Annotated in this window: 35 protein-coding genes and 2 rRNA genes; 7 read left to right on the top strand and 30 right to left on the bottom strand. The window is 40.4% G+C overall.

Annotated features, from left to right (window positions below; translation table 11 throughout):
- Nucleotides 1-75: 75 nt before the first annotated feature.
- From B9Y89_RS01535 to B9Y89_RS01490, 11 genes are all read right to left on the bottom strand, one after another.
- Nucleotides 76-507, bottom strand: a complete 432-nt coding sequence (locus B9Y89_RS01535; protein WP_254901155.1) for a GNAT family N-acetyltransferase — start codon at nucleotides 505-507, stop codon at nucleotides 76-78.
- Nucleotides 508-647: 140 nt separating this feature from the next.
- Nucleotides 648-1,145 carry a hypothetical protein gene (locus B9Y89_RS01530; RefSeq protein WP_139822669.1) on the bottom strand — a complete coding sequence of 166 codons (498 nt, stop codon included), beginning with the start codon at nucleotides 1,143-1,145 and terminating at the stop codon, nucleotides 648-650.
- Nucleotides 1,146-1,230: 85 nt separating this feature from the next.
- The gene (locus tag B9Y89_RS01525; RefSeq protein WP_085520922.1) at nucleotides 1,231-1,578 is read right to left on the bottom strand and encodes a hypothetical protein; all 348 of its coding nucleotides are present in this window, start codon (nucleotides 1,576-1,578) and stop codon (nucleotides 1,231-1,233) included.
- A gap of 209 nt (nucleotides 1,579-1,787) precedes the next feature.
- A complete protein-coding gene (locus tag B9Y89_RS01520; RefSeq protein ID WP_085520920.1) occupies nucleotides 1,788-2,225 on the bottom strand; it encodes a hypothetical protein in 438 nt (145 codons plus the stop codon).
- A 260-nt stretch (nucleotides 2,226-2,485) separates the two neighbouring features.
- Nucleotides 2,486-2,677, bottom strand: a complete 192-nt coding sequence (locus tag B9Y89_RS01515) for a hypothetical protein (protein ID WP_085520918.1) — start codon at nucleotides 2,675-2,677, stop codon at nucleotides 2,486-2,488.
- On the bottom strand, nucleotides 2,670-2,942 hold the full coding sequence (locus B9Y89_RS01510; protein ID WP_085520916.1) for a hypothetical protein: 273 nt from the start codon (nucleotides 2,940-2,942) through the stop codon (nucleotides 2,670-2,672). The genes B9Y89_RS01515 and B9Y89_RS01510 overlap by 8 nt, the downstream gene beginning before the upstream one ends.
- A gap of 240 nt (nucleotides 2,943-3,182) precedes the next feature.
- A complete protein-coding gene (locus B9Y89_RS01505) occupies nucleotides 3,183-3,701 on the bottom strand; it encodes a hypothetical protein (protein ID WP_085520915.1) in 519 nt (172 codons plus the stop codon).
- Nucleotides 3,701-3,889, bottom strand: coding sequence for a helix-turn-helix domain-containing protein (locus B9Y89_RS01500; protein WP_085520913.1), 189 nt, complete (start codon nucleotides 3,887-3,889; stop codon nucleotides 3,701-3,703). Before B9Y89_RS01500 ends, B9Y89_RS01505 begins: the two co-directional genes overlap by 1 nt.
- Before the next feature lie 174 nt (nucleotides 3,890-4,063).
- Nucleotides 4,064-4,207, bottom strand: a complete 144-nt coding sequence (locus tag B9Y89_RS18885; RefSeq protein WP_176222060.1) for a hypothetical protein — start codon at nucleotides 4,205-4,207, stop codon at nucleotides 4,064-4,066.
- A gap of 111 nt (nucleotides 4,208-4,318) precedes the next feature.
- The gene (locus tag B9Y89_RS01495; protein WP_085520911.1) at nucleotides 4,319-4,678 is read right to left on the bottom strand and encodes a hypothetical protein; all 360 of its coding nucleotides are present in this window, start codon (nucleotides 4,676-4,678) and stop codon (nucleotides 4,319-4,321) included.
- A gap of 25 nt (nucleotides 4,679-4,703) precedes the next feature.
- On the bottom strand, nucleotides 4,704-4,904 hold the full coding sequence (locus B9Y89_RS01490; protein WP_085520909.1) for a hypothetical protein: 201 nt from the start codon (nucleotides 4,902-4,904) through the stop codon (nucleotides 4,704-4,706).
- 747 nt (nucleotides 4,905-5,651) lie between these two features.
- Between B9Y89_RS01490 and B9Y89_RS01485 the strand changes: the two genes are divergently transcribed.
- The 4 genes from B9Y89_RS01485 (at nucleotide 5,652) to B9Y89_RS01470 (ending at nucleotide 8,200) form a co-directional block, all read left to right on the top strand.
- Complete coding sequence (locus B9Y89_RS01485; RefSeq protein WP_085520907.1) at nucleotides 5,652-5,867, top strand: hypothetical protein; 216 nt, start codon at nucleotides 5,652-5,654, stop codon at nucleotides 5,865-5,867.
- 14 nt (nucleotides 5,868-5,881) lie between these two features.
- Complete coding sequence (locus B9Y89_RS01480) at nucleotides 5,882-6,412, top strand: homing endonuclease associated repeat-containing protein (protein ID WP_085520905.1); 531 nt, start codon at nucleotides 5,882-5,884, stop codon at nucleotides 6,410-6,412.
- Nucleotides 6,413-6,731: 319 nt separating this feature from the next.
- On the top strand, nucleotides 6,732-7,736 hold the full coding sequence (locus B9Y89_RS01475) for a DUF3231 family protein (protein WP_085520903.1): 1,005 nt from the start codon (nucleotides 6,732-6,734) through the stop codon (nucleotides 7,734-7,736).
- A 17-nt stretch (nucleotides 7,737-7,753) separates the two neighbouring features.
- On the top strand, nucleotides 7,754-8,200 hold the full coding sequence (locus B9Y89_RS01470; protein ID WP_085521580.1) for a hypothetical protein: 447 nt from the start codon (nucleotides 7,754-7,756) through the stop codon (nucleotides 8,198-8,200).
- Between the two features lie 97 nt (nucleotides 8,201-8,297).
- Here the strand turns inward: B9Y89_RS01470 and B9Y89_RS01465 are convergent, their stop codons facing one another.
- From B9Y89_RS01465 to groES, 8 genes are all read right to left on the bottom strand, one after another.
- A complete protein-coding gene (locus tag B9Y89_RS01465) occupies nucleotides 8,298-8,834 on the bottom strand; it encodes a hypothetical protein (protein ID WP_085520901.1) in 537 nt (178 codons plus the stop codon).
- A 193-nt stretch (nucleotides 8,835-9,027) separates the two neighbouring features.
- Nucleotides 9,028-9,471 (bottom strand): JAB domain-containing protein, encoded by a 444-nt coding sequence (locus B9Y89_RS01460; RefSeq protein ID WP_085520899.1) that lies wholly within the window; start codon nucleotides 9,469-9,471, stop codon nucleotides 9,028-9,030.
- 500 nt (nucleotides 9,472-9,971) lie between these two features.
- Nucleotides 9,972-10,094 (bottom strand): DNA repair protein RadC, encoded by a 123-nt coding sequence (locus tag B9Y89_RS19245; protein ID WP_085520897.1) that lies wholly within the window; start codon nucleotides 10,092-10,094, stop codon nucleotides 9,972-9,974.
- A 905-nt stretch (nucleotides 10,095-10,999) separates the two neighbouring features.
- Nucleotides 11,000-11,998 carry an ArdC family protein gene (locus B9Y89_RS01445; protein WP_085520894.1) on the bottom strand — a complete coding sequence of 333 codons (999 nt, stop codon included), beginning with the start codon at nucleotides 11,996-11,998 and terminating at the stop codon, nucleotides 11,000-11,002.
- A 6-nt stretch (nucleotides 11,999-12,004) separates the two neighbouring features.
- Nucleotides 12,005-12,190 (bottom strand): hypothetical protein, encoded by a 186-nt coding sequence (locus B9Y89_RS01440; protein WP_085520892.1) that lies wholly within the window; start codon nucleotides 12,188-12,190, stop codon nucleotides 12,005-12,007.
- 16 nt (nucleotides 12,191-12,206) lie between these two features.
- Entirely contained in the window at nucleotides 12,207-12,974 is a 768-nt protein-coding gene (locus B9Y89_RS01435) for a type IA DNA topoisomerase (protein ID WP_176222059.1), read from the bottom strand.
- Nucleotides 12,975-13,336: 362 nt separating this feature from the next.
- Nucleotides 13,337-14,986, bottom strand: coding sequence for a chaperonin GroEL (gene groL / locus B9Y89_RS01430; protein WP_085520888.1), 1,650 nt, complete (start codon nucleotides 14,984-14,986; stop codon nucleotides 13,337-13,339).
- A 53-nt stretch (nucleotides 14,987-15,039) separates the two neighbouring features.
- Nucleotides 15,040-15,324: a co-chaperone GroES gene (groES, locus tag B9Y89_RS01425; protein WP_085520886.1), complete on the bottom strand. Its 285-nt coding sequence runs from the start codon at nucleotides 15,322-15,324 to the stop codon at nucleotides 15,040-15,042.
- A 308-nt stretch (nucleotides 15,325-15,632) separates the two neighbouring features.
- On the opposite strand from groES, the gene B9Y89_RS01420 reads away from it, so the two are divergent.
- The gene (locus B9Y89_RS01420) at nucleotides 15,633-16,340 is read left to right on the top strand and encodes a CPBP family intramembrane glutamic endopeptidase (protein ID WP_085520884.1); all 708 of its coding nucleotides are present in this window, start codon (nucleotides 15,633-15,635) and stop codon (nucleotides 16,338-16,340) included.
- A complete protein-coding gene (locus tag B9Y89_RS01415; RefSeq protein WP_254901154.1) occupies nucleotides 16,337-16,531 on the top strand; it encodes a DUF4305 domain-containing protein in 195 nt (64 codons plus the stop codon). Before B9Y89_RS01420 ends, B9Y89_RS01415 begins: the two co-directional genes overlap by 4 nt.
- Nucleotides 16,532-16,798: 267 nt before the next feature.
- On the opposite strand, the gene map is transcribed toward B9Y89_RS01415, so the two are convergent.
- The 5 genes from map to moaC form a co-directional block, all read right to left on the bottom strand.
- The gene (gene map, locus B9Y89_RS01410) at nucleotides 16,799-17,557 is read right to left on the bottom strand and encodes a type I methionyl aminopeptidase (RefSeq protein WP_085520880.1); all 759 of its coding nucleotides are present in this window, start codon (nucleotides 17,555-17,557) and stop codon (nucleotides 16,799-16,801) included.
- A gap of 75 nt (nucleotides 17,558-17,632) precedes the next feature.
- Nucleotides 17,633-18,373: a twin-arginine translocase subunit TatC gene (gene tatC / locus B9Y89_RS01405; protein ID WP_085520878.1), complete on the bottom strand. Its 741-nt coding sequence runs from the start codon at nucleotides 18,371-18,373 to the stop codon at nucleotides 17,633-17,635.
- A gap of 2 nt (nucleotides 18,374-18,375) precedes the next feature.
- Nucleotides 18,376-18,555: a twin-arginine translocase TatA/TatE family subunit gene (locus tag B9Y89_RS01400; protein WP_085520876.1), complete on the bottom strand. Its 180-nt coding sequence runs from the start codon at nucleotides 18,553-18,555 to the stop codon at nucleotides 18,376-18,378.
- A 21-nt stretch (nucleotides 18,556-18,576) separates the two neighbouring features.
- Nucleotides 18,577-19,206, bottom strand: a complete 630-nt coding sequence (locus B9Y89_RS01395; RefSeq protein ID WP_085520874.1) for a redox-sensing transcriptional repressor Rex — start codon at nucleotides 19,204-19,206, stop codon at nucleotides 18,577-18,579.
- An 8-nt stretch (nucleotides 19,207-19,214) separates the two neighbouring features.
- A complete protein-coding gene (moaC, locus tag B9Y89_RS01390; RefSeq protein WP_139822668.1) occupies nucleotides 19,215-19,706 on the bottom strand; it encodes a cyclic pyranopterin monophosphate synthase MoaC in 492 nt (163 codons plus the stop codon).
- A 97-nt stretch (nucleotides 19,707-19,803) separates the two neighbouring features.
- Here moaC and B9Y89_RS01385 point away from each other — a divergent pair, with 97 nt between their 5' ends.
- Nucleotides 19,804-21,765: an ABC-F family ATP-binding cassette domain-containing protein gene (locus B9Y89_RS01385; protein WP_085520872.1), complete on the top strand. Its 1,962-nt coding sequence runs from the start codon at nucleotides 19,804-19,806 to the stop codon at nucleotides 21,763-21,765.
- A 200-nt stretch (nucleotides 21,766-21,965) separates the two neighbouring features.
- On the opposite strand, the gene tsaD is transcribed toward B9Y89_RS01385, so the two are convergent.
- The 6 genes from tsaD to B9Y89_RS01355 all read right to left on the bottom strand — a co-directional run.
- The gene (tsaD, locus tag B9Y89_RS01380; RefSeq protein ID WP_085521576.1) at nucleotides 21,966-22,982 is read right to left on the bottom strand and encodes a tRNA (adenosine(37)-N6)-threonylcarbamoyltransferase complex transferase subunit TsaD; all 1,017 of its coding nucleotides are present in this window, start codon (nucleotides 22,980-22,982) and stop codon (nucleotides 21,966-21,968) included.
- Between the two features lie 5 nt (nucleotides 22,983-22,987).
- Nucleotides 22,988-23,437 (bottom strand): ribosomal protein S18-alanine N-acetyltransferase, encoded by a 450-nt coding sequence (gene rimI, locus B9Y89_RS01375; RefSeq protein ID WP_085520870.1) that lies wholly within the window; start codon nucleotides 23,435-23,437, stop codon nucleotides 22,988-22,990.
- A complete protein-coding gene (gene tsaB, locus B9Y89_RS01370; protein WP_085520868.1) occupies nucleotides 23,430-24,137 on the bottom strand; it encodes a tRNA (adenosine(37)-N6)-threonylcarbamoyltransferase complex dimerization subunit type 1 TsaB in 708 nt (235 codons plus the stop codon). Before tsaB ends, rimI begins: the two co-directional genes overlap by 8 nt.
- Entirely contained in the window at nucleotides 24,134-24,583 is a 450-nt protein-coding gene (gene tsaE, locus B9Y89_RS01365; protein ID WP_085520866.1) for a tRNA (adenosine(37)-N6)-threonylcarbamoyltransferase complex ATPase subunit type 1 TsaE, read from the bottom strand. Before tsaE ends, tsaB begins: the two co-directional genes overlap by 4 nt.
- Nucleotides 24,584-24,977: 394 nt before the next feature.
- Nucleotides 24,978-25,093 (bottom strand): 5S ribosomal RNA (gene rrf / locus B9Y89_RS01360).
- Nucleotides 25,094-25,264: 171 nt separating this feature from the next.
- Nucleotides 25,265-25,428 (bottom strand): 23S ribosomal RNA (locus tag B9Y89_RS01355); the annotation flags it as partial.

Genomic DNA, 25,428 nt, shown 5'->3' with positions numbered 1-25,428 from the left:
CTAGGGAAGGTACGCCTCTTCATTCCAGATAACTCACGTTCTCGTTATTCCGCGACTGCGCCCGTTAGTTGCATATTAAACTGTTAAACACATCCGAACCGTTTTCAGAATGTGACCATCGAAATTATCATCATATTCTTTAATTGTCTTAAACCCTTTGACATCGTAAAAAGTTTTTCCGACGGTGTTTTCCTTTTCAACATCAATATATACTTCCTTCAGATTCTCTAACTCCTTAATTCCTCGCTGAAGTAAAGCAGTGCCTATACCCTCACCTTGACAGTCTTGATAGAGATATATTGCACTTAACTCTGATTGTCCTTCACTGTTAACTGGCGTAAAATTGGCAAAACCTACGACCTTATCTTCCATTTCTGCAACAAAAATAAATGATCCATTTAAACGCTTTTCCATCATTTCGTCATTGTAAGCAGCGTTCAAAAAGTTTTCCTGTACCTGATGCGGGATTATCCCTTCATATGTCGAGTTCCAACTTTTTCTTGCCACGTCTTGAACTTACTTAATATCTTCTTTTACCATTTCACGAATCACAAAACTCATTTTTTCTCCCCCCATTTATTTAATTATCTGGCCCTTATATGCAATATTGGCGCTTTTCTGGAATAAACTAAAATTGGTTTACCCAATTATGAAGTACTTTTCCAATACGGTTCATCTAATTTTGTGAGCTTTCCCTGGACGGGATCAACAACATAATGTATTATTTGATTTTCCTGATCATCCTTGATACCCACATAATATAATCGATTATTCAACAACCAAGAAAAATGACTTTTCGATGGAACCGTTTTATCCAATATAGGCATAACAACTGAATCCGTATTTCTTTGGTTCACATAATGCGACGATGCAATTTGCCTTGCGTCATCATAGGTATAACGGGGTATTGCAATAATAAACATAATAATTATCAATGCGATGATTCCACCATTTACAAAGAGAATTCGGCGACTTTTTTTCTTTTTAAATAATCCGTACACACCAAAAAATAGTGATAAACCAAGAAGTCCCCCAAAAAAACCCATTCCAATAACGCCGGCATAATACGAAAAATTAATATAAAAAATTGCTACACACAAAATGATTGTCAGAACAAAAAGTACCCAGTTCCACTTTCTCATCATAATCATTAAGCCCCCAAAATTTATAAACACACGGATCTTCAAATTTTAAATGCTTATTCCGTTAAATGGCCCGATTGCGGAAACTTTACCTGTTTTCCATGGTGCCACGGTGCATTACCTTCATTAAAAGATCGGCAATGGTTTTTGCGCTCTCAAAGATAACTTGGTTTTTTGTGTATGGGTCAATAATATCACCCAACCCTTCACTAAGCATGACTTCAAATTCGTTATTATCCAAAATCCTTCCTGTCATGATTGTATCGCTTTTACTATCAAACTTATATCGCTTGAGTACATCACATAAAGAAGCGACGAGAGGTCTTAACATTTCCTCATATTCCGGACAATATTTCATCATGTCCTCTCCAATTTTTTCGTTAAGAACAAAATCCATCCCGTCCCCTTGGATGTCAAAGGAGTACAAAAAAATCAATGTACACACCTCACGATAAATTTTATAAAACCGAATAAAAAATTATGGCCACTCTTTCGGATGTAGGTTAATCCCGAACTTTAAGGTGTTTCTAGAGTTGTAGTCAACTCGATATTACCGAACGTTTTTTATCTAAACAATCATGACAATAAAATTCTTCGCGTTTAAAACCCTCGTCGTCGGCATATGTACCGCAATAAGAACAAACTTTATACATGAATCTCCCCCCTTATGCTTTGCTTCTCTGGAGCGACTTCGTCGATTCCATACGATATACTTTCAAACGGAATTGATTTTCTACCCCATTCAACTGATTGTTTTAATAAAGCTTTGGTCACCTCAGTTAAAGAAATGGGATGATAATCTTGTTCATAGACGGGTGAACCCATTAACATAACATGCTTAATTTGATTGCTTGGTACTGAAACCTCACAATAGTTGATGTTGTCGGCGTTAATCACAGTAGCTTGTCCATTTATTTGATGGATGATATGGGTTGAATCTGAATCAAAGAAGACTTTACCCCTATCCATGTTTTTTGCTATTTCAAAAGCTTTTTCTTGACTTTCAGCTCTTACAGTATCAATAGGCAAATTAATAAAGTAACCTTTATTATGGAAAGTACCACTTATCTTAAATTCATTCATACAAATTCCCTCCTATGGTATATGATCATAGGCGTATTTAGGGCACCTACAAATACAAAATAAGACACCGATACCCTTGCATTTGCTATGTGTTTAACGTAAAGTGTATAATAAATCAGGCACCGGGAAAAGCGTTCTTGTCTTTAATCTGGGAGGATCAGACAAGGCGCTTTTCTTTTTGTACAGTCGATAAACCAACAATCATAAGAAACCTTTGTTCCTTCGTTAATCGAAGCCATTCACCTGTTTTACAGATCACATTAACCCCTCCCTTCATCTGGAAACCGATAATCTACCCGATCATAAAGCAAGTCATAAAACGCAATCATATGGCCGCCTTCTTGATCCTTAATCATATGGCCATAAGGTAAGATGTCGGTTTTCTCTATAGTGATATGCTCCATGTCAAAGTTATCCCGGACCCATTGCATGACCTGTTCATTTTTAGTCATTGTTAAAACCTTCCTTATCCTTTAATCCTTCAATAATCAAATAATCTTCTTTAACCCGGATAGCGTGAATATCTTGTATAAGATCCCCGCGGAATTCCTCTTTTCCTAAGAACGCCCCTTTTTCAAAGTCAAATCCTTTTGCAGCCATAGACAGCGGATACTTTAAGACAAAATTAAAATAATCCTGGTCATCATCCGTTTTAAACGTTTCGAGCAAAGCCCCATCTTCCAGTTCATAAAACTTATATTTTGCTTTCGGTCTCATCGGTAAACCTCCTTTTAATTGTCAATGGATTGCAAGTAATCGAAATACTCATCATAATTGTTTTCTTTGAACATTACATATCCCTTTTATTCCATGCTTTCCTCGTTTTTATTTACAGTTGAATGCCAAACCATAAAAGTGAAAGCAAGATAAATAACGGGATGGCACAACCGATAAGTTTTATTGACTTCCGTTTTGATAGAAGAATAATTAGCAAAATGATAACAATCATCCAAGCCATCAAACGCTATCCCTTATTCTCTTGTTTGGCGTATTTTTCCCCTTTTTTATAGTCATCCTTTTCTTTGTTGATTGCTCCATTCTTGCAGCAAGATTTTGAATATAGGATTCGGTCAATTTAAAAGGAATGTAGCCGATTCGTTCACGTACTAAATTTTCAAGAACGAAACATTTTCTTGTCCAGTATTCGTATAGATCGTAGGTATAACGTTCGCCATCTTGAAATCGGCTAGCTTCCGACTTCATGGCCTGAATGAAGATATGTCGATTGTGATAGGTTTCTGATCGTTCTTTACGGGCGATTTTTAACATGAAAAGGAGTTCAATCGTGGTGTATGTCATCAATTCGGGAGTGGATTTTTCTACATCAATATTTGAAGGTTGGGTTTTCGGCAAAAAATCTTTACGATTTCCGTTTTCCTGAACATCCGAGCTGTCAATGATCATTTCGCAAAAGTGACAGTAATAATGTTTGCTGTAAGGGTGAACGTCACTTCCGCAATAACAACATGTTTTCATCAGTCAACCTCCTTTTCAGGATACTCTTGATTTTTAAGAATAACGTAAGGGGATTTTTTATCATCAGGGTCTAACTTTCGTGCAATGATTTGTCCTTGTCTAGCAAGTCTTTTGACAGAATCCTGTGTTATCCCCCATTTTTGTGCTGCTTCTCTTGTACTCATGATTTGATCTAAGGGATTGTTCATTATCATTAATCCTGCCTATCACGAATCGTTAGAATTAATGCGATAACACTTATACCAAGTGCAACAACAGAAACAACAAGAGCAACTGTCAGCATGGTTTGTCCTCCTTGATATTTCTGAATGGTAAGGATATAATAAGCATAGAATAGTGGAACGAGGGGAGGGCTTGCGCCCTCAATCCCTCTGCTGATCTGAAGCCTTTTCCGATGACCCCGGAGAAGGTTTCTTTCTATCGCGATACTTCAAAATAGCAACAGCTAGGTTGATACCGGCTGTCGCTAAATTGGTTAGAGCGACAAGAAGTAACATCTGTTCCACTATTATCACCTCCCTTCTTAGGAGGTTAATTTTATTATATCATGTCCGTATACGGACATCAACACATTTTTGCTAATATTTCTAATCAAAAGAGGGATTTTCCCCCTTTGATCAACCCCATGCTGCCTTTTCAATGGCTTGATCACTCAGTTTATAATTGGTTTCAATTTTCTTCACCCATTGCTTCAAATCGTGAAAAGCGTTACTGTCAATGTCCTCCCCATGCTCAAGGCAGTTGTATTGAATACATTTCAACGTTTGAAACGCCTGTTCAGGCGATATAAGCGGACAAGTGAAGAAGTCAAACGCCGTATTGTATGGTGCGTTGTCATCATATTGCCAGTTGAAATTTTCTACGTTTAATTTGTGGTAAGACTCGATCTTTTGAGCTGCTCTTTCCTCGCTCATGGACAGCGTGAAAAACTTTCCGAGACATTCAAGGCTTTCATGGTTGATGATCATAACGGACATCTTAACACTTCCTTTTAAAAAAGTTTTATATGGAACAAACGGAACGGACAACAATTCCCGACTGGTAAACGAAAATCCATTCATATAGTCGGTTGTTCAATACAAACGACCATATGTAATGTTTTTCATCTTCCCGATCAACATAAAAACTTGCTTTTTGTTGTTCCTTCTTGGAAAAGCTTTGTTGAAACTCTTTCATTAATTTTCTCTGCGCTTTTTCCTTCATATCTTTTGCTCCTTTCCTATTGCATTCCGAAACGGAATGAGTTCCCCAAAGGGAATTATTTCTGCCCTTTTGACATGGAGAACGAATCGGGAGCATAGACAGGGGCGCAAGGGTTTCCGCACAAAAAGTTTTTTGTGTTACGAAGTGCTTTTAACAAAAAAGTTTTTTGCCCCTTGCGCTGCTGGCTCGTGAACTTAGTAAAAAACATGTTGGGCATAGGGGACCCGACACGCTTTTTTACTTAGTGAACTTGCGACTGATACGATTCGGAATGCAAAAGGAAAGAAATTAAAAGTAAGCAGACATCAAGTCTGCTTACCTTTTACAACGCAATCTTGAAGTCGGGCTTATTGACTTCAATGGTTGCCCTCTTTGAATGAACCTTCACCGACTCGTTCGCCCGTTAAGAAATTGACAGGAACCTACGGACTGTTTGACTTCATGAAAAACCCCTTTGTTACAGTCCGTGGTTATCAGCCATTTTAGGGAGAAGCGACACGTACAGAATGACGAAAAGCGTTTTGTGCTTTTCGATCAGTCTGTCGTGCCGTCGCCCAAAAACTTGTTTTCTACCTTGCCTAAACTTTTGTTTTATTTTATGGTACAACTAATGTTGAAGCCACTTACAAAGCAGATAATGATCGTATTATAAGAATTGGGATTTAAAAACCGAACGAAAAAGAATGCCTGGAGTTGTGGCCAGAATCATATACCGAACAATGGTCCGATTAAAAAGGAGAGTCTATTATGATAATGTTTCAAAGTATCTTAGTTAACGTGACATTGTTTTTATGGACGGTATTTGCTGCGGTGACTTGTCATGCCTTAGTTAATGCCGGGGGTGCATTGGTTGCTGTATTGCTTTTTGTGTCCTGGTTCACTCTAGTCATTGCGACAAAAATGTATGAATTTAACCACGGAAAAGCAGATGTAGAGGAACACAAAAGAAAACATCATAAATAAAGCGGTGAGCCATTATGAGATATACTAATGAAGATATCATCAGATCACTACGTCGATGCGCTGAACATCATAACGGTAAGGTTACTTTTGATTCATATAAACAATCAGGATTGAAACCCAATATAACGACAGTTGTTAAACGGTTTGGTTCGTTTAACAATGCTCTCCGGCAATCTGGTATTGACTTGAATAAGAATAGAACAAAAGAAGAAATTATTAATGAGTTTAGACGAACAATGGCAAGTTTTAGTTATATCCCCAGCCAAATTGAATATAAAAAGTTGAACACAAATCCGACATTACAGACGATGGCCAAACATGATTTAACTTATATGCAAGCATTAAAAGAAATCGGTATAAACCTACCTAACCGGTCCATAACATCAAAAACAAGGTCTAGAAAATGCGATGTTTGTGGTACTGTGTTTTTGCCGCATAATGGGCGTCAGAAATATTGTTCAAGAGATTGTGCCTATGAATTAGTGAAAGAAAGGCAAAAAATGAAGCATCAAGTGCGTTCTAAATTGTGGTGGAAACAACAATAACTCCTTGCCATCCAACCAACTGGAAAGCTTAGCGTGCGTTTTTGCGTTTTAATGTTACGCTCTCTTGTCGATTGACAAAAACTTTCATGGAGTTGTCTTAGGCCAATGTCATTGACATGTATTGATTTTTGAAAAGGTGAGATACTGTAAATGTCCAAAGGTTGGAAGTTGTTCTGTGACTACTTCCCCCAAATACTCATTGAACCCTAAAATACCATTTTTAGGGTTCATTTTTTTGTTCCTGTCTAAGGGATATGAATATTTCCATACAGCGAGTAAAAAAATACCTAAGAAAACGTGTTATGGAGGTAGTCATATAATGGAACATCAACCGAACTTAACAGCATCGGAAATCTCTAATCTTTGGACATCTTTTCAAAATGATTCAATGGCGATCTGTGGGATTAAGTATTTTTTAGCCAACATTGAAGACCCAGACATTCGTTCCGTTTTAGAATACGCTCTCGATATTTCTCAACAACATGTTCAACGTGTCACCGAAATGTTTCAATCGGAGACTTACCCTGTCCCGGTAGGATTTACTGACCATGACGTCAATGTAGACGCTCCGCGCCTGTTTTCAGACATATTTTATTTAAAATATATCCTCAATATGGGGAAATTCGGGCTTAGCTCATACAGCTTAGCTTTATCATTGTCTTCCCGTGATGACATCATTGATTACTATTCCGATTGCCTGGCCCAAACAAACAAATTACATAATTGGGCTAAAAAGTTGGCCAAACAAAAGGGGATTTATGTTCGCGCGCCTCAACTTCCAATCCCCGATCAGGTGGATTTTGTTAAAGACACAAGCTTTTTATCCGGAGGTTTATTTGGTGACCCTCGACCGTTGCTTGGTGTTGAAATTGGTGATCTTGTTTACAACGCCAATCGAAACGCGCTTGGCCAAGCCCTCATTACTGGCTTTAGTCAAGTCGCCAAAAATAAGGACGTGCGTCAATATTTTGAAAAGGGAAGAGACATTTCGGGCAAGCATGTCGAAATATTTAATTCATTACTTCATAAAAATTACCTTTCTGGCGTGACCCCTTTAACTCCCGAGGTCACTGATTCAACCGTGGCTCCTTTTTCCGATAAGCTTATGATGTACCATATTTCAGCATTGGTTGCTTCAGGGATTGGCCAATACGGCATATCGATATCCACCAGTCCACGTCGGGATTTAGGTGTTGATTATGCCCGTTTAATCGCTGAAATTGCCAAATACGCTGATGATGGGGCGAAAATCATGATCCATCACGCTTGGATGGAACAACCACCCGAGGCTGCTGATCGTCAAGACTTAGCCAAAAAGCAGTAAGAGGGACGGTGGATGGTATGGAAAAATTGTTTTGGTCCATCGCTCTCCCGGGTTTCGGCCAGCTTTTAAACGGCAAATACATTAAAGGTATCGTCCTCATTGCCCTTGAATGTTTAGTTAATATTCAGGCGAATTTTAATGAGACGATTCTTTACAGTTTCTATGGAGACATTCAAACGGCTATAGCGCAAACCGATTACGGATGGTTGATGTTCTATCCCTGTCTATACTTTTTTGCCATGTGGGATGCCTATAAGGATGCAGGGGGAGGAAAGTCACGTTTTGCGTTTCTCCCGTTTGTTTTTTCAGCTTATTTTGTCACCGTCGGTCTGATTTTTTCTAAGACATTCACATTGTTTGGTGTGCTTTTAGGACCCGTTTGGCTGCCCATGTTGTCTGTGATGCCAGGTGTATTAGTTGGATTCACGATAAAAAAAATCATGCTTAATGTATCAGGAAAATAAAAAGATGGAATTTCATAAATCCATCTTTTTGATTATTTTCTTTTCTTTCTTCCATAATATTGTATAAGAAGGCGCCCATTCTTTATTCTCAATCTTTTCAGTCCTTTAAATGCTTTTTTTCTGATGCACAAAAACGCTCTACCGTTGACTGCAACCAATAGGGCTTGTTTGCAAACTTTTGATCTGGTTCTGGCAGCTTCCCGCGCCCATAATAAACATTTAGTTTAATTCGATCATACTTCAGTCCCTGCTCTTGTAAATAGGCTGCAAACTGGCTTTGATTCAAATAATCATCGTTTTCTCGGACAATCGAAAAAGAGGAACTTTTAATCAGTTGAGTTTCATCTTTAAAATAGGAAGTGATCAACTGCAAGGCAAATGCCAGCCAGTCATCTTGTAGATTCGTATACAACATAGCTAAGTCAAACGTCTCTTTTTCCGGATGTTCAAAAAAACAAGCTAACTGAAAAAATGTACGTTCAACATCATTAAAATCCTGAATGGCCATCACTTGCTTGTCATCATACAAGCTGTCCTCATCATGTTTTTCATGTGGAGCAATATCTTGCTGCTCCGAAAAATGCTCTTTAAAGAAAGGAAAACGATCGACGATTTGTTGGGTCGCTTTTTTCATAATTTTCATCCCCTATGTTTACATTGTTAACAATAGTATATCACGTTTTTGTTAACAATGTAAACAAAACCAAAAATACTTTATCATTTTCTGCCCGTTTGGTGGACGAGTCGTCCACCGAACGGGCAGATCATTCGGAAGGGTTCGATGCCCTGACGAATGATACCAAGAAAAAGAAGGGGAATCCCTCCTTTTAAACATACCCTCTTTCTTTTAGGCTCGTAAATTCTGTTGCTGCGTTAACAATCACGTGATCGAGTAACCCAATTCCCATAATGTTACCTGCATCACGAATCCGCTTGGTAACTTCAATATCTTCTGGCGATGGCGTAATGTCCTGGCTAGGATGTTGATGCGAAATGATAATACTTGCAGCATTGTTCAGTATGGCTGCTTTGAAAATTTCTCTTGGATGCATGAGGCTTTCGTTTAACGCTCCAACATGACAGCGATGAACAGCGACAACACGGTTTTTCGTATTGAGACACATCACAAATGCCACTTCTCTGTCTTCGTCGCCAATAAACCGTGCTGCTATTTTCGCCGCGTCATTGGGGGAACGGACGATGTATTGCTCTCCGCCTTCGATCTCCTGAATCACCTGTTTAATTCGTTGAATTTCATAAATACTTTCCATGATAAATACCTCCTTCTTGTTTGAACAAGGAAGCATGTTGGCGAAAACGCAGGGGAAGGGTGGGCTTTTTGGTTTTTAAAAGCCCACTTGCAAGGTAAGGTCTAAAGGCAGCACCGGTTTTTTGTGCTGACTTTTGTGAAAGCGAGGAAAGCCCAATGACTTAGTAGGCGTTGAAAAGCGTTTTTGGCTTTTTTACGCCTAGTTAGCCAACTTGGCTTGACCGATTTCAGTTGACCTTACCGCCCGCCCTTCCGCAAGTTATGAGCCAACATTATAATGGAGAGAACAAAGAAGGATACACCTAGGGGGCTAAAAGCTAAAAAGAGGGTCTAGCTTAGAATAAGCTTGACCTTCTTTGAAGCGTAAGGCATGATTGCCAAAGCTTTCATGCCTTCGGTTTGTGAGGGCTCGATGCCCGACACAAAGCGTTATATAGGGTTGAATTTTGGGGAGCCATGCGAAGCGAGCGACAACGCTTCCCGACCCTAGGAGGGAAGCTTCTATGATCTTGGTCTATCTGGGGTGCCTGCACCGTCTTCAGGTGATCGAATAACATCGACATTCGATAATTCTGCTTCTCTTACCACTTGCCTAATTCGTACAATTTCATAAATCGTTTCCATTCGTAACACACTCCTAAATTTGTGATATACTAGGTACATAAGAAAAAAAGGGGAAGTTGCTCCCTTCCCCTCGTTGATTACAGATTATTTAACTGATACAAGATGTAATCAGCAAACCAATGAAATAGCATGAAAACAGTGAACAGTCCGTATGCTACCACTAATAGCGTGCGGACTGTTTCATTTTCAAAGAAATCATACAGCTGCAAGAAAACTAAACACCCTGCAACTATGAGAAGAACTGTGATGAATAATTCGATAATCATTTGATTCACCTCACTTTCTTTTTTGATGGCTCCCCCCACATTTTTGTGAGAACGTAATCAAGGGTCGGCTAACGAAGAAGCCGACTTGCCAGAAAAGCATAGGACACGTATGCACACATAAACATATTAGCTCTCACATGGTGTGTCCGTTGGAAGACGAGCGAAAACCAATGACTTACTGGCAATTGACAAAGCGTACTTTGCTTTGCTAGTGCCAGTTAGCCTACTTGGTTTTGCCGATTTCCTTTGCTTTTCGCCTGCCCTTGATGGAGTTACGAACAAAGAATGTATAATTGGGAGACACAAAGAAGAAAGATACGAAATCATAGCACACAAAAACGGTAAAGAGACAGCTTTTTTCTTTTTCAAGGGTTCGATGCCCGCAGAAAAAGAATGAAAGCGAAAAAATAATGCTGCAGCCAATTGGTTTTGATTGGCCGTAGCATTAAAATTTTGAGCGAACTATTTCAGCACACTTTTGAAATAGTGGGTTTGTGAGGGTTCGATACCCGAAACAAAGCGAATAGAGAACTGATTGCATTCTGAATCGTATCACTCGTAAGTTCACTATGAAAAAAAGAATAGAATGCTGAAGCAAATAAAAAAGCAGACATCAAGTCTGCTTACCTTAACAATTGATTAAAGCTCTAATTCAGCTTCCTTTTTAGAAGAATTTGATTTAGACAAATCCTTTGATTCCTCCTTATCTTTGCCGTTTTCATGCTGAATCTCCTTAACACGGTCTTTCATAAGATCATCAATTTCACGGATGGTGTGATTAGAGACATTTTGAATCTCCTGCATGGCTTGTTTTGCAAGCTTAATATTTTTTGCCCATCCGGCGATATATCCGGCGCTATATTGGGAAGTATCGAGTCCATAGTATTTAGAGACAACAAAAGCAACTGATTCAGCTTGTGCTTCTTTATGCCCCCGTGGGAGGTCTTTCATGTCGCTCTCTTGGTGATGTAATTGAGCATGAGCATATTCGTGAATCAGCGTTTTAAATTTCATCGAAGTATTCTCCTGTTTGGCGTTGACTCGAATGGTGTCATCAGCTGGACGGAAATACCCATTGACTTTGTCGTCATCTAATGCCTGTTCTTTAACATCAAATGTTGTATGCTGATTCAAGTAACCTTTAAAGTCTTGATATAATTGATTTATTCGGTCACTCTCTTTCAGATCATCTTGAATAAAATCCCGTAATTTGAATAACTCTTTACCTTTTGTTTGGCTAACATCGAAAGTGCTAACCATACGGAAACCCGTAAGCATGTCCTTTTTTTCCGTCACTTCATTCCCATTCTTATCAAGAACAGGCTTCTGTGTCTTCGGGTCAATCCTTGTCATATCAACTTTTTTAGTGACTGGAGCAAGGATTTTCAAAGCCTTTTCCCCTTTTTGCACTTGACGGTCAAGTTTCTTCCAAGCGTTATAACCTTGTACCATCGTGGCATCCGGCTTTTGCGCGGTAATCATCATCACATTATTTAAACTGTACTTTGGGAATTTAGACACGACTTCTAAATAACGCTGAAACTCGTCATTTTTAAAAATACGCTCAATGGATTGATCAACTTCTTTTTGGATTTTATCCATATCTGCCTGATAGTTTTTTGATTTTTTATACGCCATTTATCCTCATCCTCTTTTACTATATAAGGGTTCATAATACTCCCGGCCGGCCTCAAGGACTTCTAAATAAGCGACTTCATCAAATGAGGGAAAATCACCGGAAGGGATTTCCCCGAAGGTCAGAAATCCGTCGGGTTTTTCAGTGTAAATAGGCTTTTCGCTTCCTATGATTTCATGGTATTGATAGAACATGTCATAACCTCCCAAACTATTTTTGTGTAGCCTTATTGGATGATTGCTTTTTGGCAAACTCAAATTTTATTTTTCCGGATTTGGCATCTTCCCAAAGGATATAAGCATCAAAGGATTTCCCTTTTTTGCTCTTAAATCCCTTGATGAGATTGGTTTTCCCTTTGGACAATAATTTTTTGACATTGGTTTCAGTAAGACTCTTACCTGCCAGTTCTTTTGGAAAAGTAAAATGGCAGCCGTCTTTATATCGCGAACAACCATAAAATTTTTTCTTATCTATGATATTTCCTTGCTGACAGGATGGACACTTGCCTAGACTGGCTTCTTGCTTACTTTCTTCGATTCGATTTTCAATTGCTTTGGAATCCAACGCTTCAGGCGTTGTTTCAATTAATTTATTAATAAACTTATTGATGTTTTGCAAAAACGTTTCCTTGGTTTTCTCCCCTTCCCCGATCAACCGTAAAAACTTTTCCCATTGTGCTGTCATATCCGGTTTGGATAAAAGTGTGCCTTCTATCGACTGGCAGAGAATTTCTCCTTTCTTTGTCACTTCAGCTTTGTTTTTCTTAATGGTGATATATTCTCGGTCCTTTAAGGATTCAATAATACTCGCTCTCGTTGCTTCGGTGCCAATGCCTTCAACTTCTTTAAGGACTTTTTGTGAATCATCGTCATCAATGGACTTGCCGCAGGTTTTCATCATATTAATCAATTGACCTTCGGTGTAAGGCTTCGGGGGCTTTGTCGTGCCCTCTTTGATTTCCGGTTTATTCTCCCCCAAATCGTTGATTCCCGGATTCCTGTTCACAAGATAATTTTTTGAATTTACTTTTTATTATTTATATTCCGATGGTATTGAAATTTATCTAACTTAATTTGAATACTTGTGGGATGTTTATGGATATGACTAATGATGGAGTGTTTAAAATTTAATTAATGGAAGTTCAGTAATCAGTCAAGTTTAATGACAACTGTGGTATTTTCTAAATTGAAAACCTAAATATAAAAGGACGTCTCCGCACAGAGTCAGTACTTGTACGAAAACGTCCTTTTCAAAATAAATTTTAAATTAATTGTTCTTTTCTTGTGACATTTTTAGTCTTGAGCAGAGATAACCCCTGTCTTTTCAGGGATGGGGGCAGCTTACATCATGCCGCCCATACCACCCATGCCGCCCATGCCGCCCATGTCAGGAGCAGCAGCGCCGCCTTCGTTTTCATCAGGTTTGTCAGCAACGACAGCTTCCGTTGTTAAGAACATCGCGGAAACAGAAGCAGCATTTTGTAGAGCGTAACGAGTCACTTTGGTTGGATCAACAATACCTTTGTCAATCATATCGACCCATTCACTGTTAGCTGCGTCATAACCAACGCCAACCTGTTCGTTTTTCAAACGCTCAACAATGACAGACCCTTCTAGACCGGCATTATAAGAAATTTGGCGAATCGGTGCTTCAAGAGCGCGTTTAACAATGGCAGCACCTGTGCTTTCATCGCCTTCTAGGTTGTCTTCGACTTTTTCAACAGCTTTAATGACATTAGCAAGAGCTGTACCCCCGCCGGAGACAATACCTTCTTCAACGGCCGCACGCGTCGAGTTCAATGCATCTTCAATGCGAAGCTTCCGTTCTTTCATTTCAGTTTCAGTTGTGGCACCGACTTTGATAACGGCAACGCCGCCAGCAAGTTTAGCCAAACGTTCTTGAAGTTTTTCACGATCAAATTCAGATGTTGTGTCTTCAAGTTGTTTTTTAACTTGGTTGACGCGGTCGCCGATTTTCTTAGCGTCACCTTCACCGTGAACAACAGTTGTGTTGTCTTTAGTGACCACAATTTTGCCGGCGCGGCCAAGTTGGTCAATGGTTGCAGATTTTAGATCTAGACCAAGATCTTCTGTAATGACTTCTGCACCTGTTAACGTTGCAATATCTTCTAGCATCGCTTTACGACGGTCGCCAAAACCTGGTGCTTTAACGGCAACAGCATTGAAAGTACCGCGAAGTTTATTCACAACCAATGTTGCAAGGGCTTCGCCTTCAACATCTTCAGCAATGATCAAGACGGGCTTACTTTGTTGAACAACTTGTTCAAGAACAGGAAGCACCTCTTGAATGTTTTGGATTTTCTTATCTGTGATTAAAACATAAGGATCTTCGAGAACGGCTTCCATTTTGTCTTGATCTGTTACCATATATGGTGATGCATAGCCGCGGTCGAATTGCATACCTTCAACAACTTCAAGTTCAGTATTGAAGCCTTTGGATTCTTCTGTCGTAATAACACCATCGTTACCGACACGTTCCATTGCTTCAGCAATCAATTGACCAATTTCTGGATTACCGGAGGAAACTGAAGCAACTTGTGAAACAGACTCTTTGCCTTCGATAGGTTTTGAAATACTTTGAAGTTCTTCAACAGCAGCTTGTGTTGCTTGTTCAATACCGCGTCGAACACCCATCGGGCTTGCACCAGAAGTGACGTTTTTCAGACCTTCTTCAATCATGGATTGGGCAAGAACGGTTGCCGTTGTTGTACCATCACCAGCAACATCATTTGTTTTGCTGGCGACTTCGGAGACCAACTGAGCACCCATATTTTCAAATTTATCTTCAAGCTCAATTTCTTTAGCAATGGTTACACCGTCGTTAGTAATAAGCGGAGAACCGAATTTCTTATCAAGCACAACATTACGGCCCTTTGGTCCGAGTGTTACTTTAACTGCATCCGCTAGAGCATCTACACCGCGAAGCATGGCCCGTCGGCCGTCTTCACTAAACTTAATATCTTTAGCCATTGTAATGCCTCCTTAGAATATGTAGTCTATCACACGTTTCTATCTAGCTGAAATTAACCGATAACGGCTAATACATCGTCTTGGCGAAGGATGAGATATTCACTACCATCGAACTTAATCTCAGTACCAGCGTACTTGGAGAAGATGACACGCTCGCCTTCGGATACTTCCAATGCAATTCGTTCACCTTGATCAGAAACTTTACCGGTACCAACAGCGACAACACGACCTTCTTGCGGCTTTTCTTTTGCGCTATCAGGCAATACAATGCCGCTTGTTGTCGTTTCTTCCTTTTCAACTGTTTCAATTACAATACGGTCGCCTAGTGGCTTTAACATGGGAACACCCTCCTTAATAATTCAACTTTTGATTTTGTTAGCACTCTAATGTGATGAGTGCTAATCCAATTAATATAATAATCAAATCTGAAACATTTTGCAAGTCTTTTATTTGCCGAGTATTGTCGATACATCATTTTATGACATTTCACCTAGTCATAATGGTTTCATCTGAAAAATAATAGTATGAGTATAAGACAATATGTCTGATCACAAACAGCTGAAATTTATGTTTGATTCTACACATATGATACAATGTTATCGTATTGACCATCGGAGAATGACAGTATAGAAGGGGAGCATGTCTTTTGCCGAAACGATATTGGTATATACTGCTTGTTTACGTTCTGTGGTACCTTTCACCATTGTTATTAGGACTTTTCGACATTAAGAAGAATCATATCGAAATCATTTCCGGCTATTGGATGACTTACAGTTTTCTGGTCGCCCTCCCGATTATTATATGGCTTTTACGAACGAGTGAAGATCATCAGCGGGACAAAGAAGCACGAGTCACACTTGGACAAACCATCGTTTGGGCAATAGTCGGCATATTCATGACTTATGTTGTTCAAATGCTGGCTAGTATTGTTGACGTGACTGTATTAGGGAACAAGGCCGAATCCACTAATACTCAAAATTTAATGGGGATTGCTGAACAAGCACCAATTGCCATTATTAGCATTGCCCTATTAGGTCCGATTGTCGAAGAAATTGTATTTAGAAAAGTGATTTTCGGTTCGTTTTATAAACGATTCAATTTCTGGCTATCAGCGTTATTCAGCGCGCTTATTTTTGCTGTTTTTCATTTTGATGCACACATCATTGTCTATGGTTCAATCGGATTTGTCTTTGCCTATTTATACGCTAAAACAAAACGAATCATCGTTCCGATCATTTCACACATGGTCCTCAACAGTTTGAGTGTGATACTCTTTTTTTTCCGGGATGATCTTCTCCAGTACTACGAAGATCATGAGCAACAATTGCAGTTGATTTGGGGGGTATTCTTTTGAAGCAACAAACATTAAATATATGGATTCTATTTTATTTGGTGATTACCGCTGGATGCATCTACTTTGCTGTTAATGCGGCCCACCAAAGTGTATGGAATCCCGTAACAATTTTCTTTTCCGCATTTGCGGCATTTATCATACGCACGGCTTTTACACTTATGCGCTATAAGTCTTCCATGAAACACAAATAAAAAGGTCACTTCAATTTGAAGTGACCTTTTATTAGGCTGTTTTCTAAAAGATTGTTGCTCTTAGATACAACTGAAAACATTTATTGCTGTGAGCAATTGAAATACATGTAGACTCCTGCGGGAACAGCGGCCAAAGTGAGACCCCGCAGAACGAAGCGGTAGCGGAGTTCGAGGAGGCTCACTGGTCGCCCGCGGAAAGCGAAGTGTATTTCAAATGCGGACAAAAAATCAACAATCCATGCAAAAAGAGCCTTTTATTATAACCATTTATTCAAGATGGTCCTGATCGGTTAAAATCATCGGACCGTCCTTGGTAATTGCAACCGTATGCTCATACTGTGCCGATAATGAACCATCCGCAGTTCGAGCCGTCCAACCGTTATCGTCCAACTTAGAGTGCCAACCGCCAGTGTTAATCATGGGTTCGATGGTTAATACCATCCCTTCCTTTAACCTCAGGCCTTTTCCTTGTACACCGAAGTGAGGCACTTGCGGCTGTTCATGGATACTGGGTCCAATCCCATGGCCCACAAAGTCACGAACCACACTATAACCTTCACCTTCTGCATAGGTTTGGATGGCATGACCGATATCACCAATCCGGCCACCAACTTTGGCTTGTTCAATCCCTTTATACAAAGCCTCTTTCGATACATCAAGCAGATTTTGCGCTTGTTCCGAAGCTGTCCCTACAGCATAGCTCCAAGCGGAATCGGCTAACCAACCATTCAGGTTAACGACCATGTCAATCGTGACAATATCCCCTTTTTTCAACGGCTCGTTGCGCGGGAAACCGTGACAAATTTCGTCGTTTACAGATGCGCAGGTAGCATACTCATAGCCTTGATAACCTTTTTGTTCTGGTGTTGCCCCCCGCTCGCTTAAAAAAGCCTCTGTAAAAGCTTCAATGTCGGCTGTGGTTATGCCTGGTTGAAGTTTCTTTTTGATAGCCTGATGACAAGCAGCGAGTATTTCCCCAGCTTCCTTCATTTTGGCAATTTCATTCATCGATTTTAACTGCAGCATTTTATCACCCTTCTTCATTCGTTACAATAATCACCCTATGTTAGATTCCTAATCATGGGTACTGCCGACGGCTAGCTATTGATTTTCGTTTGTTAAAGACTTAATCTTTTGTCGATAAGCCATTCGAGAGATCACAATACTTACTTCATAGAGGATGACCAACGGCACCATCACAATCAATTGGGAAATGACATCAGGAGGCGTAATGAAACCTGCCATGATCAAGAGAACAAAGTAAGCATACTTCCGTATCCTGTGCAATAAGGCTGGTGTGACAAGACCCAGCCTCGTTAAGAACATAACAAGAATCGGTAATTGGAAAACAAATCCAAACGGCAATGTGATTTGTAATAAAAAACGAAAGTATTCATTAATGCCAATCTCACTTTCAATATTCAACGACGTGCTTAGATTTCCCATAAAATTTAAGGTATAAGGAAAAAGAATATAATAAGAAAAAGCAAGACCGCCTAGAAATAATAAAACTGCCAATGGGATAAAGGCTAATGTCACTTTTTGTTCCTTTTTATATAGACCAGGCGCAATAAAAGCCCATATTTGGTAGAGTATGAGTGGTAAAGCAATAATAATCCCAATCACAAACGCCATCTGTATAAAAATGTTCAGAGGATCGGTAACCCTGAACGCATTCATGGCAACGCCTTTCGCTTCCTCTGCTTTCTGTAAATACAAAATTAACGGCTTGGATAAGAAGAAGCCAACTACAAAGGCGATGACAAAACCAATGGCGACGATCATCAACCGCCGCCTGAGTTCGTGTATATGTTCCGTCATGCTCATGTACTTATCAGCCATGCTTAATCATCCTGCTTTTTGTTCTTATCGTCATGATTGTCGTCCATAATTCCCTTAGTAGCATTCTTAAATTCCCTGAGCGTATGACCTGCAGCTTTACCTAATTCAGGAAGCTTCTTCGGCCCGAAAATAATTAAAGCGACAACTGCTACAAGAGCAATACTTCCCGCACCGTATCCCATCGTTACGTCACCTCCATGCTGCTATTTAAGCGGATAGTTTTTGAGAAAATAAATGATTGATTGTAACTCGACAGCCAAGTCAATATGATGAACCCTAATGTGATCAGGAACCGAAAGACGGACTGGCGTGAAGTTCAGAATCCCATTAATACCTACAGCAACCAGTTGATCAGCGACTTTCTGCGCAGCGGCTGCTGGCACCGTCAAAATGGCTACAGGGATGTTACCATTTTCAGCTTGTATATCACGCAAATCATCGATGGTCACACCAGCGATTTCCGTACCAATTTTATCTCCATCAACATCATAGGCTTTCACGATTTGTGTGCTATTATTTTTCATAAAATTATAATTCAATAGTGCTGTTCCAAGATTGCCTACACCTACTAACATTACTTCAGTTAACTCATCTTGGTCAAGTGTTTCCCGAAGAAAGTCCAACAACCGTTCCACATTATAACCGTAACCTTTTTTACCCAATGTGCCAAAATAGGAAAAGTCTCGTCTAATAGTGGCCGAGTCAATTTTAACCACATCGCTTAATTCTGAAGACGACACGCAGCTTTTCCCCGATTCAGCGAGGTGACGCAGCGAACGATAATATAGTGGCAGTCGTTTAGCTGTTGCCCTCGGAATCTGCTCATAACTCATATCAATATTTAACCCCCGTCGACGCTTTGGTCAGACTGATAGTCACCACTTTTTCCCCCGGTTTTTTGGACGAGATAAGTCGATGCTATCGTCATACCTTTATCTAACGCTTTGCACATATCATAAACCGTTAAAGCTGCGGCAGATACCGCTGTCAGCGCCTCCATTTCTACACCCGTTTCATTTTTGGTTTTAACGGTAGCATGGATGGCTAGGCATCCTGCTTCTTCCCATGTAAACGTGATGTCAACGCCCGATAGCGATAACGGGTGGCACATCGGAATCCACTGTGAGGTTTGTTTCGCTGCCATAATCCCCGCAACCTGAGCGACTGCAAGTACATCGCCTTTTTCCACCTTTTGCTGTGTCACAGCATCATAAGCTTGCTGATTCATGGTGACGGTTGTACGAGCGATAGCTGTGCGTGACGTTTTTTCCTTAGCGGATACATCAACCATCTTTGCTCTACCTTGGTCATTGACGTGTGTGAGTCGATCCAATACCAAGGCCTCCTTTTATCTTAGTCTTAACACCCATATGGTTGCCACTGGTCTCAGCTATACGATACACTGAAATAAGGATTTGAGGTGTATTCAAGTGATCCTATTACAGACCAATAAAATCAGTAAATCCTATGGTACTGATACCATTTTATCGAATATTAACATAGAAGTACAATCTCATGAACGTGTCGCACTCGTTGGCCGCAACGGCAGTGGTAAAACAACGTTGCTCAAAATTATTTTAAACGAACTTGAAGCCGATGATGGGGATGTCATTTTTGCAAAAGAAACGTCCGTAGGTTATCTTTCCCAGCACACTGCTATTCATTCAGAGCGTTCAATCTATGATGAATTAGCCCTCGTTTTCACTGACCTCATTAACATGGAAACGAAACTCCGGGACATGGAGCAATCCATGAGCGATTCCGACAATATGAGCTCAGATGACTATCAAAAATTGCTGGATGACTACGATCAACTTCAGTCAGCCTTTACTGAACGCGGAGGCTACACCTTTGATGCTGATATCAAAGCCATCCTTAACGGTTTAAATTTCGGCGACTATGATTGGCAGACACCAGTCAGTCATTTGTCAGGTGGACAAAAAACACGTTTAGCCCTTGGCAAATTACTCCTAAAAAAACCTGATTTATTAATTTTGGACGAGCCCACCAACCATTTAGATATTGACACATTAACATGGCTGGAAGGCTATCTACAGCATTATGCTGGAGCCATTCTCGTCGTCTCACACGATCGGTATTTTCTTGACAAATTAATTACAAAAGTCTATGAAATATTTAATACAGTCTCCTTCAAATATGTCGGCAACTATTCACACTTTTTACAAGAACGGGCCGCACGCTACGAGCAACAACTCAAAGCTTATGAAAAACAACAAAAAGAAGTTGCCAAACTTGAAGACTTTATTCAAAAAAATATAGCTCGTGCATCCACATCAAAACGGGCCAAAAGCAGGCGAAAAAAACTGCAAAACATGGAGACGATGGATCGGCCGGATAGCGATCATCCTTCTGCTAAATTTTCTTTTGATATTAAAAAGCAAAGCGGACATGATGTCCTTTTTGTCAGAGATTTAAGTTTTGGCTACGACACATCAGCCTCACTTGCTGACGATGTATCATTTGCCATCACACGGGGCGAAAGTGTCGCTCTCGTTGGCCCTAATGGTATTGGCAAGACAACTTTACTCAAAACATTAGCCGGAGATTTACCGCGTCTTAATGGACAGATAGATATTGGCAGTAATGTGAGCATCGGCTTTTATGATCAGGAACAAGAAGATCTCAATCCCAACAAAACGGTGCTTGATGAATTATGGGATCAATATCCTAATGTCAAAGAAATGGATATCCGCACCGTTCTCGGTAATTTCTTATTTTCCGGAGAAGATGTTTTAAAGAAGGTTCATGCTTTAAGCGGAGGAGAAAAGGCGCGGCTGTTATTAGCCAAGCTGATGATGCGCAAAGATAATGTTTTAATCTTTGATGAACCCACCAACCACCTTGATTTAGATAGCAAAGAGGTTTTGGAGTCAGCGTTACTAGAATATCCCGGGACCCTCTTGTTTGTCTCACACGACCGATATTTCATGAACAAAATTGCCGACCGAATCCTTGAGTTATCCACATCCGGCTTAAAAGATTACATTGGTGATTATGATTACTATGTGGATAAAAAGGCGGAAGAACAAGAACTTGCAGTATTGAAGGCCAACAAAAATCCCTCTATGACTCAAGTGGATCAACGACAAGATCATGGAGAAGGAAAAACGCACTATGAAAACCAGAAAGCCCAAAGACGTGACATTCGAAAACTTGAGCGATCCATTGAAGACACCGAACAAAAGATTGAACAACTAGAAGGCGACATTGAGACCCTTGAACATCAACTTGCTGACCCTGAAGTCTTTAATGATTACCAAAAAGCGGCGGATATCCACTCCCAATTGGAACACACGAAGCATCAATTAGATGAAGCCATGCAATTATGGGAAACGCATCAACACAAACTTGAAAACCTCACCGGTGAATAACCCGGTGAGGTTTTTTAGTATTGTATAACTGTGGATAAATATAAAATTATACACAGTTATAGATGATTTATTCACAATTTGTTTATGGTTTTCAACATTTGCTATCCATTTGTTCACAACATCCCTGTGTGACTTGTTGATAATCAATCATAGACACCCATCCAGTATGATCAGTGAATGTCTCAATAGATGTTCATCACCTAAAATCTCTCGATGCTTAAGCCCGGCTGCGCATTTAACGCCATATCAGCACGGTGCCCCTTCAAGTAACCTATTGTTCCTGCCGCACCGATCATCGCAGCATTATCTGTGCATAAGTGAATCGGCGGAATAGAACATTGAATGTTTTCTAACTCACATGTGGATAACAGTGATTGACGCAATCCCTCATTGGCAGCAACTCCACCAGCAACAATAATTTGTTTCGCTTGAAAACTTTTAGCGGCACGAATCGTTTTACTAACAAGGACATCAATGACACTTTGCTGAAATCCGCCTGCAATATCCTCCGTACTTAAGTCCTTGCCTCGTTGTTCCGCATTATGAACTTGATTAATGACAGAAGACTTGACGCCGCTAAAGCTAAAATCAAATGACTCATCATGCAACATCGGCTTTGGAAAATCTACAGGTTGCTGACTCTTCTGTGCCATTTGATCAATGGCAGGGCCGCCAGGATAAGAAAGCCCAAGCGTACGAGCTACTTTATCATAGGATTCCCCAGCTGCATCATCCCGCGTCTTCCCAATAATTTGGTAATGACCATGCTCCTGCATATAAATGAGTTCCGTATGTCCGCCTGAAACCACGAGAGCAATTAATGGAAAAGTCATTTTATCTACTAATCGATTGGCATAGATATGCCCAGTAATATGATGGACGGGAATAAGCGGCAGTCCATGAGCAAAAGATAGCGCTTTGGCAGCATTGACACCCACTAGCAGGGCTCCGACCAAACCTGGACCCTGAGTAACAGCAATGCCGTCAAGATCCGTAAAATCGATATCTGCTTCCTTCATAGCCTTTTCAACTACCATCGTTATTTGTTCAACATGATGACGTGAGGCAACTTCGGGTACCACGCCCCCGAAGCGCTTATGGCTATTAATTTGAGAGGCAACAACATTGGATTCAATACTTGTCCCATTTTTTATGACTGATGCAGCCGTTTCATCACAGCTCGTTTCAATCCCTAGTATTAACGTTTCTTGATTAATCTCCACTATAAATTCACCCACATGACTAAGGCGTCTTCATGATTATCCGAATAATAATGTTTTCGAATACCGCCTTTTTGAAATCCTAATTTTCGATATAAATGCTTCGCCTTTTCATTTGATACACGAACTTCTAAACTCATGGTCTTGGCCTTTTTCATCTTGGCTAACTTCATAGCCTTTCGAAGTAAGGTCTCGCCAATTCTTTGCCCACGGTACTCATCCAATAACGCTATGTTTGTAATATGAGAGTCATCAAGAATCACCCAAGTACCGCAATACCCAATGATCCGTTCCTTATCCTCAGCAACAAGATAGGTAGCGAATCGATTATTGATCATCTCATTTTCAAATGCTGCCAGCGTCCATGGATGTTGAAAAGTTTCTTCTTCAACATGATGAACTTGATGAATATCTTCTGAAGTCATCACACGGTACGAAATCTTTCTATTCATGTTCCGATATCCTTTGGGCCTCTAACCATTTAGCTTCTGCTTCAGCCATTTGAATATAAGCCGGTGCAAAAGTGTGAATATCGTTGACGGGTGACTTCAGCATCCCTAACCGTCCTAACTCAGCTGGACGCGGGTTGTTGATACTTATGTCCGCATATTCAGTCTGTTCACCCAAAGCCGCTGTGATCGCCGATCCATGCTTTTCCATATCGTTGCTCAGAAATAAAACATGTTCTCGATGCTCTTTTATTTGTTCAAGCCATTGTTCCATCAAAACAATCCGATCATCTAGCACAGGTATAACCTGTCCATCTTTGAATTGATACATCCCTGTATATACTTGACCACGTCTAGCATCAAAAAATGGGACAATATATCCGTCAAAATACCGGCCATTTTGCGCCAATATTTCTAAACTAGAGACACCAACTAAATCTATATTCAAAGACCATGCCAAAGATTTTGCTATGGAGACGCCGATTCGAACACCTGTGTATGAACCAGGACCTTGAGCAACAGCAATTCGGTCAAGGTCCAAAGAAGATACCCCAACGTCATCCATCAATTGTTGAATCGCCGGCATAAGCCTTATGGAGTGATTCTTTTTGACATTCGTGATGATTTCACCGAGAACCCGGTCATCGTCATTGATAGCCACTCCCATAACCAAATTAGATGAGTCAATTGATAAAGTTTTCATGATTTGATCTCCTTACAAATCTCGTCATAACGAAGGCCATTTGGATCTAAAGTGATAAGCCGAGTCCTTTCATCAATGTAGCGAATGCTAATGTCTAAACGTTCAGATGGGAGGATCGACTGAATATGATCCGGCCATTCAATGACGACAATGCCATCACTTTCAAAATACTCATCAATGATATCCAAATCATCTCCATGTTCCACACGGTAGACATCCATGTGATACAAGGGTATGCGCCCATTATATTCTTTGACGATAGTAAATGTTGGACTATTCATTGTTTCATCAATATCCAAGGCCGACCCTAACCCCTTGGCAAATGTCGTTTTCCCAGCTCCTAGATCTCCCGTCAAAGTTAATATATCTCCCGGCCTGAGATGATGAGCAATCGATTGGGCAATGTCCATTGTTTTCTCGTTTGAATCTGATATGATTTCGTACATAGCTTAACCCCGTTTTAATTTCTTTATTTTAGGCGGTTTTCGTAAACTGTGTTGCTATTTTGAAGGGAAGGGTTGATTGCCACTCCAGGATGCTCGCTTTCCGCGAGGCGGGCGGTGAGCCTCCTCGGCGCTCCGCGCCTGTGGGGTCTCACCTGTCCCGCTCATCCCGCTGGAGTCTCGCACCTTTCGCTCCAATCAACTTTTCGACACTTTAGCTTGCATAATCCTATTAAAAAAAACAACAATCTTATAGAAAAGAGCCTTATTTTAAGATATCTATAGTCCTATTCTAATGGAGGCTAATGTTTGTCTCAAGTACCTACACAAACTCCTATATAAAATAATATATCACATAAAAAAGAGGAAGGCTGAATATCAACCTTCCTCTTCTTTAGCCCGGCGGCGTCCTACTCTCACAGGGGCAAAGCCCCAATTACCATCGGCGCTGAAGAGCTTAACGACCGTGTTCGGGATGGGAACGGGTGTGACCTCTTCGCCATCACCACCAGACTTAGATCGATAGAATGTCGGTCAGTTCGATGTTACCATAGAACGTTCAAACATCTCTTTCCCTGCCATCATACCACATTGATGAGATATGACTAACAATCGACCATTGCTATTTAACTGTCAAGGCTTGCGCCTTCAGAACTAGAAACGAAAGTAGAAACGCATCTCAATTAGGATAAGCCCTCGACCGATTAGTATCCGTCAGCTCCACGTGTCACCACGCGTCCACACCGGACCTATCAACCTCATCATCTCTAAGGGGTCTTACTGGCCTAACGCCATGGGAAATCTCATCTTGAGGGGGGCTTCATGCTTAGATGCTTTCAGCACTTATC

The organism is Tuberibacillus sp. Marseille-P3662, from assembly GCF_900178005.1.
Classification (GTDB): domain Bacteria; phylum Bacillota; class Bacilli; order Bacillales; family Sporolactobacillaceae; genus Marseille-P3662.
This window is presented reverse-complemented; position numbering and strand designations above follow the sequence as displayed.

What these genes read in the sequence shown, in the direction of transcription:
- B9Y89_RS01395 (WP_085520874.1), bottom strand. Translation starts at nt 19,206, where the DNA reads ATGAGTTATGAGCAGATTCCGAGGGCAACAGCTAAACGACTGCCACTA.
- B9Y89_RS01400 (WP_085520876.1), bottom strand. Translation starts at nt 18,555, where the DNA reads ATGGGATACGGTGCGGGAAGTATTGCTCTTGTAGCAGTTGTCGCTTTA.
- B9Y89_RS01470 (WP_085521580.1), top strand. Translation starts at nt 7,754, where the DNA reads ATGGAAAAATTGTTTTGGTCCATCGCTCTCCCGGGTTTCGGCCAGCTT.
- B9Y89_RS01510 (WP_085520916.1), bottom strand. Translation starts at nt 2,942, where the DNA reads ATGAGACCGAAAGCAAAATATAAGTTTTATGAACTGGAAGATGGGGCT.
- B9Y89_RS01445 (WP_085520894.1), bottom strand. Translation starts at nt 11,998, where the DNA reads ATGGCGTATAAAAAATCAAAAAACTATCAGGCAGATATGGATAAAATC.
- B9Y89_RS01440 (WP_085520892.1), bottom strand. Translation starts at nt 12,190, where the DNA reads ATGTTCTATCAATACCATGAAATCATAGGAAGCGAAAAGCCTATTTAC.
- B9Y89_RS01515 (WP_085520918.1), bottom strand. Translation starts at nt 2,677, where the DNA reads ATGACTAAAAATGAACAGGTCATGCAATGGGTCCGGGATAACTTTGAC.
- B9Y89_RS01480 (WP_085520905.1), top strand. Translation starts at nt 5,882, where the DNA reads ATGAGATATACTAATGAAGATATCATCAGATCACTACGTCGATGCGCT.
- B9Y89_RS01460 (WP_085520899.1), bottom strand. Translation starts at nt 9,471, where the DNA reads ATGGAAAGTATTTATGAAATTCAACGAATTAAACAGGTGATTCAGGAG.
- B9Y89_RS01495 (WP_085520911.1), bottom strand. Translation starts at nt 4,678, where the DNA reads ATGTCCGTTATGATCATCAACCATGAAAGCCTTGAATGTCTCGGAAAG.
- B9Y89_RS01490 (WP_085520909.1), bottom strand. Translation starts at nt 4,904, where the DNA reads ATGAAGGAAAAAGCGCAGAGAAAATTAATGAAAGAGTTTCAACAAAGC.
- B9Y89_RS19245 (WP_085520897.1), bottom strand. Translation starts at nt 10,094, where the DNA reads ATGGAAACGATTTATGAAATTGTACGAATTAGGCAAGTGGTAAGAGAA.
- groES (WP_085520886.1), bottom strand. Translation starts at nt 15,324, where the DNA reads ATGTTAAAGCCACTAGGCGACCGTATTGTAATTGAAACAGTTGAAAAG.
- B9Y89_RS01505 (WP_085520915.1), bottom strand. Translation starts at nt 3,701, where the DNA reads ATGAAAACATGTTGTTATTGCGGAAGTGACGTTCACCCTTACAGCAAA.
- B9Y89_RS01500 (WP_085520913.1), bottom strand. Translation starts at nt 3,889, where the DNA reads ATGAACAATCCCTTAGATCAAATCATGAGTACAAGAGAAGCAGCACAA.
- B9Y89_RS01465 (WP_085520901.1), bottom strand. Translation starts at nt 8,834, where the DNA reads ATGAAAAAAGCGACCCAACAAATCGTCGATCGTTTTCCTTTCTTTAAA.
- groL (WP_085520888.1), bottom strand. Translation starts at nt 14,986, where the DNA reads ATGGCTAAAGATATTAAGTTTAGTGAAGACGGCCGACGGGCCATGCTT.
- tatC (WP_085520878.1), bottom strand. Translation starts at nt 18,373, where the DNA reads ATGGCTGATAAGTACATGAGCATGACGGAACATATACACGAACTCAGG.
- map (WP_085520880.1), bottom strand. Translation starts at nt 17,557, where the DNA reads ATGCTGCAGTTAAAATCGATGAATGAAATTGCCAAAATGAAGGAAGCT.
- rimI (WP_085520870.1), bottom strand. Translation starts at nt 23,437, where the DNA reads ATGAATAGAAAGATTTCGTACCGTGTGATGACTTCAGAAGATATTCAT.
- B9Y89_RS01475 (WP_085520903.1), top strand. Translation starts at nt 6,732, where the DNA reads ATGGAACATCAACCGAACTTAACAGCATCGGAAATCTCTAATCTTTGG.
- B9Y89_RS01530 (WP_139822669.1), bottom strand. Translation starts at nt 1,145, where the DNA reads ATGATGAGAAAGTGGAACTGGGTACTTTTTGTTCTGACAATCATTTTG.
- tsaB (WP_085520868.1), bottom strand. Translation starts at nt 24,137, where the DNA reads ATGAAAACTTTATCAATTGACTCATCTAATTTGGTTATGGGAGTGGCT.
- B9Y89_RS01485 (WP_085520907.1), top strand. Translation starts at nt 5,652, where the DNA reads ATGATAATGTTTCAAAGTATCTTAGTTAACGTGACATTGTTTTTATGG.
- tsaE (WP_085520866.1), bottom strand. Translation starts at nt 24,583, where the DNA reads ATGTACGAAATCATATCAGATTCAAACGAGAAAACAATGGACATTGCC.
- B9Y89_RS01520 (WP_085520920.1), bottom strand. Translation starts at nt 2,225, where the DNA reads ATGAATGAATTTAAGATAAGTGGTACTTTCCATAATAAAGGTTACTTT.